At 51.5% G+C, this 13,313-nt stretch carries 14 protein-coding genes; 4 read left to right on the forward strand and 10 right to left on the reverse strand.

Features of this window, described 5'->3' with window-relative positions; all coding sequences use genetic code 11:
• Positions 1-6: 6 nt before the first annotated feature.
• From livM to K1X45_RS08255, 5 genes are all read right to left on the reverse strand, one after another.
• Positions 7-1,401, reverse strand: a complete 1,395-nt coding sequence (gene livM / locus K1X45_RS08235; RefSeq protein ID WP_022709906.1) for a high-affinity branched-chain amino acid ABC transporter permease LivM — start codon at positions 1,399-1,401, stop codon at positions 7-9.
• A 1-nt stretch (position 1,402) separates the two neighbouring features.
• Positions 1,403-2,311: a branched-chain amino acid ABC transporter permease gene (locus tag K1X45_RS08240; RefSeq protein ID WP_022709905.1), complete on the reverse strand. Its 909-nt coding sequence runs from the start codon at positions 2,309-2,311 to the stop codon at positions 1,403-1,405.
• Between the two features lie 422 nt (positions 2,312-2,733).
• Positions 2,734-3,735, reverse strand: coding sequence for a 4-hydroxyproline epimerase (locus K1X45_RS08245; protein ID WP_075657259.1), 1,002 nt, complete (start codon positions 3,733-3,735; stop codon positions 2,734-2,736).
• Between the two features lie 8 nt (positions 3,736-3,743).
• Positions 3,744-5,021 carry an FAD-binding oxidoreductase gene (locus K1X45_RS08250; RefSeq protein ID WP_220158539.1) on the reverse strand — a complete coding sequence of 426 codons (1,278 nt, stop codon included), beginning with the start codon at positions 5,019-5,021 and terminating at the stop codon, positions 3,744-3,746.
• A gap of 118 nt (positions 5,022-5,139) precedes the next feature.
• Positions 5,140-6,033: a dihydrodipicolinate synthase family protein gene (locus tag K1X45_RS08255; protein ID WP_220158540.1), complete on the reverse strand. Its 894-nt coding sequence runs from the start codon at positions 6,031-6,033 to the stop codon at positions 5,140-5,142.
• A 293-nt stretch (positions 6,034-6,326) separates the two neighbouring features.
• On the opposite strand from K1X45_RS08255, the gene K1X45_RS08260 reads away from it, so the two are divergent.
• From K1X45_RS08260 to K1X45_RS08275, 4 genes are all read left to right on the forward strand, one after another.
• Positions 6,327-6,989: a GntR family transcriptional regulator gene (locus K1X45_RS08260; protein ID WP_220158541.1), complete on the forward strand. Its 663-nt coding sequence runs from the start codon at positions 6,327-6,329 to the stop codon at positions 6,987-6,989.
• An 82-nt stretch (positions 6,990-7,071) separates the two neighbouring features.
• Positions 7,072-7,446, forward strand: coding sequence for a hypothetical protein (locus tag K1X45_RS08265; RefSeq protein WP_220158542.1), 375 nt, complete (start codon positions 7,072-7,074; stop codon positions 7,444-7,446).
• A gap of 140 nt (positions 7,447-7,586) precedes the next feature.
• Positions 7,587-7,886: a YqjD family protein gene (locus K1X45_RS08270; RefSeq protein WP_116089090.1), complete on the forward strand. Its 300-nt coding sequence runs from the start codon at positions 7,587-7,589 to the stop codon at positions 7,884-7,886.
• A gap of 77 nt (positions 7,887-7,963) precedes the next feature.
• Complete coding sequence (locus K1X45_RS08275; protein WP_170265303.1) at positions 7,964-8,110, forward strand: hypothetical protein; 147 nt, start codon at positions 7,964-7,966, stop codon at positions 8,108-8,110.
• A gap of 84 nt (positions 8,111-8,194) precedes the next feature.
• On the opposite strand, the gene K1X45_RS08280 is transcribed toward K1X45_RS08275, so the two are convergent.
• From K1X45_RS08280 to K1X45_RS08300, 5 genes are all read right to left on the reverse strand, one after another.
• On the reverse strand, positions 8,195-8,602 hold the full coding sequence (locus K1X45_RS08280) for a F0F1 ATP synthase subunit epsilon (RefSeq protein ID WP_022709897.1): 408 nt from the start codon (positions 8,600-8,602) through the stop codon (positions 8,195-8,197).
• Positions 8,603-8,778: 176 nt separating this feature from the next.
• Entirely contained in the window at positions 8,779-10,260 is a 1,482-nt protein-coding gene (gene atpD / locus K1X45_RS08285) for a F0F1 ATP synthase subunit beta (RefSeq protein ID WP_022709896.1), read from the reverse strand.
• Between the two features lie 17 nt (positions 10,261-10,277).
• Entirely contained in the window at positions 10,278-11,168 is an 891-nt protein-coding gene (locus K1X45_RS08290; RefSeq protein WP_022709895.1) for a F0F1 ATP synthase subunit gamma, read from the reverse strand.
• A 22-nt stretch (positions 11,169-11,190) separates the two neighbouring features.
• The gene (gene atpA / locus K1X45_RS08295) at positions 11,191-12,720 is read right to left on the reverse strand and encodes a F0F1 ATP synthase subunit alpha (RefSeq protein WP_022709894.1); all 1,530 of its coding nucleotides are present in this window, start codon (positions 12,718-12,720) and stop codon (positions 11,191-11,193) included.
• Positions 12,720-13,280, reverse strand: a complete 561-nt coding sequence (locus K1X45_RS08300) for a F0F1 ATP synthase subunit delta (protein ID WP_022709893.1) — start codon at positions 13,278-13,280, stop codon at positions 12,720-12,722. The genes atpA and K1X45_RS08300 overlap by 1 nt, the downstream gene beginning before the upstream one ends.
• Positions 13,281-13,313: the final 33 nt, after the last annotated feature.

Below are 13,313 nucleotides of genomic sequence, written 5' to 3' on the forward strand. Positions count from 1 at the left end.
CCGCCATCAACCGTGACCTTCCTTGGTAAAGGAACCGGACACCAGCTTACGCTCATTCAGGAAGGCGCTTGGTTCACGATGACCGACAAAACCACGCGGTTTCCAGACCATCACCACAACCATAGCCAGACCGAAAATCAGCATACGATAGAGTTCCGGTGTAAAGCTTTGGCCGAAAACGGCTTTCAGGAATGAAAGTTCGCGCAGGATTTCTGTACCGCCGATCATCACGATTGCAGCAATCGCAATACCAATCAGCGATCCCATACCGCCAAGAACCACGATGGCAAGAATAACCGCGGATTCGAGGAAGATGAAGGATTCCGGGCTGACAAAGCCCTGACGCGCGCCGAAGAAGGCACCGGCAAAGCCGCCAAACATCGCGCCGGTTGCAAAGGCGGTCAGCTTGGTTGTTGTCGTATTGATACCCAGCGCACGGCAGGCAATTTCGTCCTCACGCAGTGCTTCCCATGCACGGCCGATCGGCATACGGCGCAGGCGGATTGTGACCCATGCGGTCAAAAGCGCCAGCAGCAGAATGACGTAATAGAGGAAGATTTTATAATGGGCTGCGGAAAATTGCAGGCCGAAAGTGGCAGCAAAACCATCAGGACCGGCTTTGAACGGAATACCGAAGAAAGTGGCCTTGGCAATACCCGACACACCATAGGTACCTTTGGTGACCGCCGTCCAGTTTATTAGCACAAGTCTGATGATTTCACCGAAAGCCAGCGTCACGATCGCAAGATAGTCCCCCCGCAGACGTAGCACAGGGAAGCCGAGAATAATGCCCCAGAAGGCTGCGAGAATACCGGCAACCGGCAGCAGCGTCCAGAAAGACAGTCCGAAATAGGAGGACAGCAATGCGTAGGAATAAGCACCAACCGCATAGAAGGCCACATAACCCAGATCCAACAGACCGGCGAGACCGACAACGATATTCAGCCCCCATGCCAGCATGATATAGATGAGGATCTGTACGCCGAAATTATCCACCCATTTCAGGGAGCCCTGAAAACCGAGTGTCAGAACAATCAGCACCGGATAGATAAACAGGAACAGAATTGCCAGTTTCGAAAAATTCTTACGGAAAAACGAAACATCACCGCTGGCAACAACCTGTTTTTCGGATTTCCCGCGCTTTGCCATATATGGCACAAGAAAAGCACGGTGCAGAAAACGGCCGATACCTGCCAGAGCTACAAGGGTAAACAACAGCCCCCAGCGCTGAACCAGCACCAGCTCATTATTGATATTCTGTTCGGTTTTGAAACCGACGATCAGTACGAACAGGCCGAATGCCAGAATGGCTGCAATGATACCTTCGCGGATACCGGCTGCAAAATCTGACGGTTCAGCCTTCGGTGCACCCGCCGGAGAAGTTTGAAAAGCATTGGTCATGTTACACCTTTTCAACTTCTGGACGGCCGAGAATGCCGGAAGGCATAAAGATCAGCACAATCGCAAGGATCGAGAACGCAGCAACATCTTTATAATCAATCGAGAAATAGGCAGACCAGAGCGCCTCGATCAGACCGATCAGCAAGCCACCGATCACAGCGCCCGGAAGCGAGCCGATGCCACCGAGAACCGCTGCGGTGAACGCTTTCACACCCGGAATAAAGCCGTCTGTAAACGAGATAACCCCGTAGAATGTGAGATAAAGCGTACCGGCCACGGCGGCCAGTGCGGCGCCCATAACGAAGGTCAGAGAAATCGTGCGGTCAACATTGATACCGAGCAGTGATGCCATTTTACGATCCTGTTCGCAGGCACGCTGGGCGCGCCCCAAGGATGTACGGTTAACAATATACCAGAAGATTGTGAGCAGAACGATGGTAACTGCAATGATAACGATCTGTTTCAGCGAGATGATAACACTGGTACCGAATAATGAATAAGAGTCATTAATCAGCGAAGGGATCGGCTTGTTACGCGGACCCTGTGTGACCTGCACGAAGTTGGACAGCGCAATGGACATACCAATTGCTGTAATCAGCGGTGCAAGCCGGAAAGACCCGCGCAATGGCCGGTAGGCGACCCGCTCAATGGTCCAACTCCACATACTGGTCAGGATCATAGCGACAATCATCATCAGCAGGATTGCAAGTACGACAGGTACTGCACCAACAAATGTTGTCAGCAATAAAAAAACAATAAGCGCCATAAAGGCGCCGAGCATAAAAACATCACCGTGAGAAAAATTGATCATGCCGATAATACCATAAACCATGGTATAGCCGATGGCGATCAATCCATAGATCGATCCGAGCGTGAGCCCGTTGATCACTTGCTGGATAAAATATTCCATTGCAAAGTCACCCTTTTATGATCTGAATTATTGTCACCTTTAACAGGCTCTTCCCTTATATTTCAGATCGTTTACTCCTACTGCACAATCCGGCAGGCAAAATCTGCCTTGGTACCGCCCAGCATTTATAGATCCGCCGCATGCCCCGAGGGACAGACCGGCATTATTCATTTCAGCATTTCAGGCAAAATTCTCCCCCGATAGTTTCTGCGTAGTCAGACAAGTTTCCCCCTGCCTTTGGCTGAACATGCACCAAACCGGATAGCTCGCATACACAGAAACTATAGAAATAACGACTAGTAATATAGTATTATATTCCCCCTGCCCTGCTCCTGAAATTTAAGATTACTCATAATTTATTGCCGGTCAATCGCCCTTCTGCATTGTTTCAAAGATTGAACAATGTTCCGTTTGCGACGTCTTTAACGAACTACAAATCCGTGCGCGAACGGGTCGCGGTCATCAATAAAAATCGTGTTATATCCGGTCATGCGCGCCCAGCCGGCAACTGACGGAATTATCGCTTTCTTATCAGCAACTTGCACCTCTGCCTCCACACGTCCGTGGAACAGTGATCCAATCACGGATTCGTGAACAAAATCATCGCCTGCCTTCAGCTCTCCGCGTGCCGCCAATTGCGCCATACGCGCCGAAGTACCGGTGCCGCATGGTGAACGATCAATCGCTTTTTCCCCGTAAAACACGGCATTTCGTGCATGAGCTTCCGGTTTCGTCGGTTTTCCTGTCCACAAAATATGGCTGAGACGGTTGATATCAGCCAGTTCCGGATGCTGAAATTTATACAACTCATTGAGTCGCTGACGTAAAACCGGGCTCCAGCCGATCAGATCCAATACCGAATAATCGGCAAGATCCGTGTAATTTTGTTGCGCCTCAACAATTGCATAGAAATTTCCGCCATAGCTGACATCAACTTTCAGCATGCCGAGATCAGGACATTCCACTTCCAGACCTTCCGCATAGAGAAATGCCGGCACATTTGTCAGCCGCACACTCTCCACATACTGGCCGTTCTGCTCATATTCGATCGCGACTTTACCGGCCGGTGTATCCAGATTGATTTTGCCCGGTACTTTCGGCGTGATCAGCCCCTGCTCAATCGCCATGGTTACAGTACCGATCGTGCCATGTCCGCACATCGGCAGGCAGCCCGATGTTTCAATAAACAACACTGCCACATCGCAGTCTTCCCGTGTCGGCGGATACAGGATCGAGCCAGACATCATGTCATGACCGCGCGGCTCAAACATCAACCCTGTACGGATCCAGTCATATTCGGCCAGAAAATGCGCCCGCTTTTCCATCATGGTTGAGCCATGCAGGTTCGGTCCCCCGCCGGCAACAAGCCGGACGGGATTGCCGCAGGTATGACCATCAACACAGAAGAAGGAATGTTTTGCCATGATGTTTCTCAAAAACGTTTCGGACTGAAAGCACTGACAGGCAGTGCGGTTGTTTCGTGATTAAGCAGCTGCGTTACCAGCCGTGCTGTTGCCGCCGATTGTGTCAGCCCCAGATGTCCATGGCCAAAAGCATAGACAATATCTTTGGAAGCCGATGAATAACCGATGACCGGCAGCGTATCCGGCGTTGAAGGACGATAGCCCATCCATTGCCGTCCGCCCTCAATATTCATCTGCGGCAGGAACTGTTTTGCTTTTTTCAGCATAGCTTCTGAACGCGCATAATTCGGCGGCAATGTCAGCCCGCCGAGTTCGACCGCACCGCCCACGCGCACGCCCGTTGTCAGCGGCGTAATCACAAAAGCATGACCGGGGAATGTCAGCTGACGGCGGATGTCATAAGCTCCGACCGGCAGCGTCGTATTATATCCGCGTTCTGTTTCCAGCGGCACCGCATCGCCCAGCTGGGCACTCAGATGATGTGACCAAGCCCCTGCGGCAACAATGAGTTTTTTGCACTGCAGCTTACTGCCGTCAGCCAGCGTGACTTCAGCTCCGCCCTGCATATGCGCGATTTTGGTAACAATACCCTGCTGATAGCGACTGCCGAGTTTCTCTGCATAAGCCCACAGAGCTTTACCATAAAGTTTCGGATCGGAGACATTCTTCCATTTCGGAACAAAACAGCCAACCACAAAACGCGGTGATAATCCCGGTTGCAAGGCTGCCAGTTCAGCGCCGCGCACCACACTATAATCAATGCCCGCCTGTTTTTTGGCTTCCCAGCCCGGCATAGCCGCCTGCAGTTCAGCTTCACTTTCATAAAGCTCAAGATTGCCTTCATGATGGATCATGTCCGTCACACCGGCACGTTCCGCCAATGCCAGCATTTCGCGCTCGGCAAGCTGCATCATCTGCCCTTGCACGACGGTACTGTTGCGCAAGGCCGAAGGGCTGCTGGCACGCCAGAAGCGATAAAGCCATGGCAGCAATTTCAACAAATAAGACGGACGAATAGCGAAGGGCCCCAGCGGATCCATCAGCCAGCCCGGCACTTTTTTCATCACACCTTTGGAAGCGAGTGGCAAGACTTCAGAAAATGCCAGTGCCGCCGCATTACCGGAACTTGTCTCCTCACAAATACCGGTGCGATCCACAACCAGCACAGAATGCCCCGCCTCGCTCAGCACAGCTGCTGCAGCGATACCGACAATACCTGCCCCGATTATAATAATTTCAGAATTATTCTGCTTCCCATCCACATTGACGCTATTGACCGACGCCATGTGCCCTCCTGCCTGCTACACTTATTGTTATTTCAGCTGGTGCAGACCTTACGCCGTAAAATACATTCTTGCTATGAAAAAACCCCGATTATTTTTGAATTAACCGGGGTTCAGATTGTCAGATTTTTGGCAGTTCAGGCCGTGTCGCCAGAGCCTGTTTTACAATCTTTTCAACCTGTGCACGGCGCTCTCCGCTCAGCGGCTGGCGCGGCAGACGAACACGGTCATTCGACTGAATAGCATGAACTTCAATCAGCTTGAGATTCTGCACCAGATAGGTTGAAACATCGAGATCAAGCAGCGGACGCATCCAGCGATAAAGCGGCAGCGCTTCATCATAACGCTTCTGTTTGATAAGCTGATACAGAACCACCGTTTCACGCGGCAGCGAAGTCACAACACCGGCAACCCAGCCGATTGCACCGGTTGTCAGTGCTTCAAAAGCCAGATTATCTACACCGGTGAAAAGATCAAAACGATCGCCGAACTGATTGACGATATCGATTGTGCGACGGATATCATCCGAGGATTCCTTGATCGCAACGAACAGATCGTCCTTCGCCAGTTCCTCAAGGCATTCACCGGTCACATCCACACGATAGGCCATGCGGTTGGAATAGATCATCACCGGCAGACCACCGGCAGCAGCCATGGCTTTCAGCGTGGTGACAGTTTCCTGAGGATTGGTGAAATAGATCGGGCTTGGCACAACCATCAGTCCGTCTGCACCGGCTTTCGCAGCAGCTTTGGCAGCTGCAGCACCTTCACGTGTACCGGCCTCGAAAACGGTCATCAGCACCGGACGTTTTCCGGCAACCGCACGGGCGGTTTTGAAAACTTCCAGCTTTTCCTCTCCCAACAGCATCGGGCCTTCACCCAGTGAGCCGCCGACAACAAAACCGTCAATGCCCGCATCAATCTGCAGACCGAAGCAACGCTCCATCTCTTTATGATCCAGAGCATCATTTTCAGTAAATTTTGTTGTGACTGCCGGAAAAATACCTGACCACATAATCATTCTCCCAATTGATATATTTCTGATATATCTAAATTCAGAATGCGCGTCAATTAAATTCTGCACGGGATAATGCAGACTTATAAACAATCGCCCAGCCAGGACGACCGGCACTCATATTGAGAAAACCAGCTTCTTGTAGTATCTCTCAGAAAAATATCATTGAAATTTATACATCCTGCATATTGCGCTTCAGCGATATCGGCTTCGCAAAAACTAAAAGCAGAGCACAGCTTGCCGCAAATTCTGCCGGCAGCAGAACTGCTATCAAGAACAAGGATAAAGCCTTTATGTCAGGGCAGTCAGACTATTCCGACGACCAGCAGACAGTAACCGCACTCAGCCTCTCGGATCAGGCTTACCGGCTGCTCGAACGCCATATTGTTACACTGCAGCTGCAACCGGGAAGTGTTACCAATGAACGTGTCCTGATCGAGCTCACCGGCATGGGCAGAACACCGGTGCGCGAAGCTATTCAGCGGTTGGCATGGGAAGGCCTGATGGAAGTGCGGCCGCGCTCGGGTATTGCGATTACGGCCCTTGACCCTAAGGATTTCACCAAGGTTCTGGATGCCCGCGAAGGTGTCGAGCAAATTCTTTGCCGCGATGCGGCGCGTTATTCCGGTGCTTATGAGCATGAGAAACTGCGCGAAGCTGCGGTCATGATGAAGCAAGCCGCCACGACACAGGATATCCCGTTATTTCTGGACGCCGATAAAGCGTTTGATGAAGTTCTTGGCAGCGCCTCACTCAACAGCTACGCCACACGTCTGGCCGCGCCTCTGCAAAGCCACAGCCGCCGCTTCTGGTTCCGCCTGCGCCGTGACAACAGCCTGCAGGATTCTTCAACTGCCCATACGCAGATGATTGACGCAATTGTCTCCCGCGATGAAACAGCCGCCATTGAAAGCGCAAAACAGCTCATCGCCTATCTGCGTACACTCACCCCATAAGTGCCGTAATTGCTGCCGATAAGTCTGTTTCATCTCCGAAAGGCTTATCGGCTATATGCTTGTTTTTGATCCGCATTTTTCATTGAAATTATTAGCAGCACCTTGCCTGCTATTCCTGTTCAGCAGTACCGGTTTTACGCAAACAGCTGAGAGTGATTATCAGGGACCGGTTGTGACCAGTTGCAAGACCATTGGCACCCTTGCAGCCAAATGGGACAAAATATCCGAACAATGGCCGGAAATTACCCTGCAGGCAAAAGTCAAAGCTGTGCATGAAGCCAATCCGATTGCCGTAACAGAGCTTTGCCCGAACCAGAGACTACAAGTCATCTGTCTTGAATATGACAATAGTGCATTGAAAGCCGGAGATCATGTGGAAGTCAGCGGGATGCTGACCAACAGCTTTGAGGGCGGGGTGGTGATTGACCCCTGCTCCACCCGCTTGCAGCAGGACTAAGTTCCTCCTATCCGGCTGGGAAGACAGGCAATTTATTAAATTCAGGAACTTATTTCGCGCTGCATCGTTATCTCTTTGAAAAGCTTTCTGAACCGGAAGATACCCGTCTCCGGTTTGTGTCCATCAACAAGGAGATCACTATGGCTTCCAAATTGCGTAATGATGCAGAAAAGACATTTGAAGACCAGATTGCGGAACTGAAAAGCGAACTGGCTTCGGTTACCAAGAAACTCTCCGAGCAAGGTTCTGCATTTTACGATGATGCCCGCGAAAATGCATCTGAAACCTATGAGACTCTCCGTAAACGCGGCCGCGTTGCAGCAAGAGAAGTCAGACATCAGGCACAGGTCGTGACCGAAACAGCCAAAGAAAATCCTTTGGCAACCGCAGCGCTTGTCGCCGGGATCGGTCTGGTGCTGGCTCTGTTAGCCCGCCGTTAAGAGAATGATTTTCAGCAAGACAGGAGTGATCCCTGTAATACGGGGATCACTGCACAACATTGCATATCTGAGGTCTTATGAATAAAAACGGATTATATATTCTGCTCGGAGCACTCATCGTAATCATTATCGGTTTTTCGATTTACACCTATCAGCAGGAATCCAAACCCAAAGGTGTCGAATTGAAAATCGGTGAGCAAGGCGTGTCGATTGAACAGAACTGATTTTCTAAATCTATTTAGGTACAAAAAAACCGCGATAAATTTATCGCGGTTTTTTTATAATCAAAAGGCTGCAAACGCCCTGCATTATGCAGGCAGAATAGCGCCTTCAAGAGTTGTCAGTTGATGCAGGAACAATTCTGCAGCAGTGCGATGCTCCGGTGAAGCAGCATCATCAATCAGTTGACGTGCATGTTCGATGCGGGCAGCAATATCTTCACGCTTAACTTCATCAATATGAAGTGCGGATTCTGCCAGCAATGAGCAGCCTTCCGGTGTAATGTCAGTGAAGCCGCCGAAAACGATATAAGCATCGCTCTTACCGTCAGCAGTTTTGACTGTTACTTTACCGGGAATGATGGTGGTCATCAAAGGAGCATGACCGGCCAGAACTGTCAGATAGCCTTCGCTACCGGGAATGACCACTTCGCTCACTTCAGCAGAGAGCAACAGGCGTTCCGGTGATACCAGTTCGAATTTGAAGGTTCCAGCCATGATTCTCACTCAAATTTCCTGAACAAGCTGCTCTGAAACAGTGTTCCGGCGTTGAATTCTATAGGTCAGCGTATTGAAACAACGCTGTCAGTTTTAACTGTTTTACAAGAGGGTCTGAAGAGACACACCTGTTGTAAGAACGGTCAGGCAGACCAAAGCCTGCCTGACCAATCACATTAAGCGGCCTGTGCCAGCTTCTGTGCTTTTTCAATCGCTTCTTCAATCGAACCGACCATGTAGAAAGCTGCTTCAGGCAGGTGATCGTAATCGCCTGCGCAAAGGCCTTTAAAGCCTTTGATTGTATCCTGAAGATCAACCAGCTTACCTGGCGAACCGGTGAAGATTTCAGCCACGAAGAACGGCTGGGACAGGAAGCGCTCGATCTTACGGGCACGGGTCACTGTCAGCTTATCTTCTTCAGACAATTCGTCCATACCAAGGATGGCGATGATGTCCTGAAGCGACTTGTAGCGCTGCAGAATTGACTGAACCTGACGGGCAGTCTCGTAATGCTCTTCACCAACGATCATCGGGTCAAGCATACGGGATGTTGAGTCAAGCGGATCAACAGCAGGATAAATACCCTTTTCAGCGATCGAACGGTTAAGAACCGTTGTCGCATCCAAGTGCGCAAAGGAAGTCGCAGGCGCAGGGTCAGTCAAGTCATCGGCAGGAACGTAAATTGCCTGCACCGAAGTGATCGAGCCTTTGGTTGTGGTGGTGATGCGTTCCTGCATCGCGCCCATATCCGTTGCCAGTGTAGGCTGATAGCCCACAGCGGAAGGAATACGGCCGAGAAGCGCGGACACTTCCGAACCAGCCTGTGTGAAGCGGAAAATGTTATCCACGAAGAACAACACGTCCTGACCGTCATCACGGAAGCTTTCAGCGATCGTCAGACCGGAGAGAGCAACACGGGCACGCGCACCTGGCGGCTCGTTCATCTGACCGTAAACGAGAGCTGCTTTCGAGCCTTCGCCGCCACCCAGCTTGTTAACGCCGGATTCGATCATTTCGTGATAAAGGTCGTTACCTTCACGGGTACGCTCACCAACACCGGCGAATACCGAGTAACCACCGTGGGCTTTAGCCACGTTGTTGATGAGTTCCATGATGAGAACGGTTTTACCAACGCCCGCACCGCCAAACAGACCAATCTTACCACCTTTAGCGTAAGGGGCGAGAAGATCCACAACCTTAATACCGGTTACCAGAATCTCGGATTCAGGTGACTGTTCGATATATTCAGGAGCCGGCTGGTGAATACCGCGGGTCGCAGCAGTCACAATCGGACCAGCTTCATCAACTGGTTCACCGATTACGTTCATGATACGGCCGAGTGTTTCAGGCCCTACCGGAACGCGGATCGCATCGCCGGTATCACGTACTTCCTGACCGCGAACCAGACCTTCGGTCGAGTCCATAGCAATGGTACGTACTGTATTTTCGCCAAGATGCTGAGCAACTTCCAGAACGAGACGGTTACCGAGATTGTCGGTTTCCAGCGCGTTCAGGATCAGAGGCAGATGATCATCAAACTGGACGTCGACGACAGCGCCGATGACCTGCTTGATACGGCCGACTGCACCAGATGCAGCCTCGCCGGACTTAGCCTTTGCCGTGGTCTTGGTAGTTTTCGGTGTCGCTGCTTTAGCCATCGATCCTTACCTTCCGATTAGAGCGCTTCCGCGCCCGCAATAATTTCAATCAGTTCTGTGGTGATCTGAGCCTGACGCTGACGGTTATATGTGATCGACAGCTTGTTGATCATATCGCCCGCATTACGCGTTGCGTTATCCATCGCGCTCATTTTTGCGCCCATTTCACCGGCCACATTTTCAAGCAGAGCGCTGAAAATCTGGACAGAGATGTTGCGCGGCAGAAGATCGTCAAGAATAGCAGCCGCATCCGGCTCATATTCATAGATCGCACCACCAGTAGAAACCGCTTCCCCAGCATCACCAGCTCCGCCATTGGCAGATGCCGGAATAAGCTGCTGAGCAGTCGGAACCTGATTAATCACCGACTTGAACTGCGAGTAGAACAGTGTCGCAACATCAAATTCGCCCTTGTTGAAAAGCGCGATCAGTTTGCGACCGATCTGGTCGGCATTGGCGAAACCAAGCTGCTTAACTTCGCGCAGATCAACGTGATCGATGATCTGACCGCTAAAGTCACGACGCAGAATGTCCGCACCTTTTTTGCCGACAGTAATGATTTTTACTGTCTTACCCTTTGCCAGCAACTGGCGGGCATGTTCACGGGCGAGACGTGCGATCTGCGAGTTGAAACCACCGCACAGACCACGTTCCGCGGTTGCGACGATGAGCAGATGCACATCGTCTTTACCGGTACCCGCCATCAGTTTCGGTGCATCATCACCGCTTACATTCTGGGCAATATTGGCCAGAACTGCACTCATCCGCTGAGAATACGGCCGTGCCGCTTCGGCTGCTTCCTGGGCACGACGCAGCTTAGCCGCGGCGACCATTTGCATCGCCTTGGTAATTTTCTGCGTCGCCTTAACCGAGGCGATACGGTTTCTCAGATCCTTTAGTGAAGGCATCCGTTCATCCCGTCAGAGTTAATCAAGCAAAGTTCTTGGCGAAAGCGTCGATAGCTGCCTTGAGTTTGCCCTTGATTTCGTCGCTGATTGCCTTCTGATCGCGGATCGCATCCAGCACATCTTTGTGCTCGTTGCGCAGCGATGCCAGAAGACCGGCTTCAAATTTGCCAACCTGATTAACAGCCAGCTTATCGAGATAGCCGTTAACACCGGCGAAAATCACAGCAACCTGTTCTTCGGTTTTCAGCGGCGAGAACTGTGGCTGCTTGAGCAGTTCAGTCAAACGCGCACCGCGGTTCAGAAGACGCTGGGTTGCAGCATCCAGATCGGAACCGAACTGCGCAAACGCAGCCATTTCACGATACTGAGCAAGCTCACCCTTAATCGAACCGGCAACCTGTTTCATCGCTTTAATCTGAGCGGCAGAACCCACGCGGGAAACCGACAGACCAACGTTAACAGCAGGGCGGATACCCTGGTGGAACAGGTTGGTTTCAAGGAAGATCTGACCGTCTGTGATCGAAATCACGTTGGTCGGAATAAACGCGGAAACGTCACCGCCCTGAGTTTCAATAACCGGCAGAGCGGTCAGAGAACCTGCACCGAGTTCGTCATTCAGCTTAGCCGAACGCTCAAGAAGACGGGAGTGAAGATAGAATACGTCACCTGGGTAAGCTTCACGACCCGGAGGACGACGCAGCAGCAGGGACATCTGACGATAAGCAACAGCCTGCTTGGAAAGGTCATCATAACCGATCAGAGCGTGCTGGCTGTTATCGCGGAAATATTCACCGATTGCACAACCTGTGAACGGTGCCAGATACTGCAGAGGCGCAGCATCGGAAGCAGTCGCAGCGATAACAACCGAATATTCCAGTGCGCCGCGCTCTTCGAGCACTTTAACGAACTGGGCAACGGTCGAACGCTTCTGGCCGATCGCAACGTAGATGCAGAACAGCTTGTCTTTATCAGGGCCGTTATCATGGATCGGCTTCTGATTCAGGAAGGTGTCGAGAATGATTGCGGTCTTACCGGTCTGACGGTCACCGATAACCAGCTCGCGCTGACCACGACCAACAGGGATAAGAGCGTCAATGGCTTTCAGACCGGTCGACATCGGTTCGTGAACCGATTTACGCGGAATGATACCAGGAGCTTTAACGTCTACGCGGCGACGCTCGGTTGCAACGATCGGGCCTTTGCCGTCGATCGGGTTACCAAGAGCATCAACAACGCGGCCGAGCAGGCCAGGACCGACTGGAACGTCAACGATGGCGCCGGTACGTTTAACGGTATCGCCTTCTTTAATGTCACGGTCAGAACCGAAAATAACAACACCAACGTTGTCGCTTTCAAGGTTGAGCGCCATACCGCGGATGCCACCCGGAAATTCGACCATTTCACCGGCCTGAACATTGTCCAGACCGTATACACGGGCGATACCGTCACCAACGGAAAGAACCTGACCAACTTCGGAGACTTCTGCCTCCTGGCCAAAATTCTTGATTTGCTCTTTCAGAATTGCGGAAATTTCCGCAGCGCGGATGTCCATCAGCCGACCTCTTTCAGTGCAAGCTTAAGAGAAGAAAGTTTAGTGCGAAGGGAAGTGTCAATCTGACGCGATCCCAGCTTCACAATGAGACCGCCAAGAATCGACGGATCGACAGTGACATTGATTGTCACGTCCTTGCCGGCCACACTCTTCAGCGTCGCCTTCAATTCATTTTGCTGCGCCTGCGTCAATTCGCGAGCAGAAGTCACATCAGCTGCAACTTCACCGCGGCTTTCAGCGGCGATCAGATAAAAAGCTTTGATCATGTCCGGCAATACGAAAAGCCGGCGATTACCAGCAACAACACGCAGGAAATTGCCGACCAGACCGGTGATACCGGCTTTGTCTGCAACTGCGGCGATTGCATGGAGCTGATCTTCAGCAGAGAAGACCGGGCTGTGGATCAGGCGGCGAAGTTCTTCGCTTTCACCGATCATAGCCTCGATGCGGCCAAGATCTTTCTCCACCTGAGCAACGGATTTAGACTCAAGCGCCAGATCAAACAGGGATCCAGCATAGCGCTGAGCAACACCGGAAATGAGCGAAGACGATCCTGTCACGAATAACCATCTCTCTTGGTTGAAATCCCGCTT

The sequence above is a fragment of the Pseudochrobactrum sp. Wa41.01b-1 genome (genome assembly GCF_019464455.1).
Lineage (GTDB): Bacteria > Pseudomonadota > Alphaproteobacteria > Rhizobiales > Rhizobiaceae > Pseudochrobactrum > Pseudochrobactrum saccharolyticum.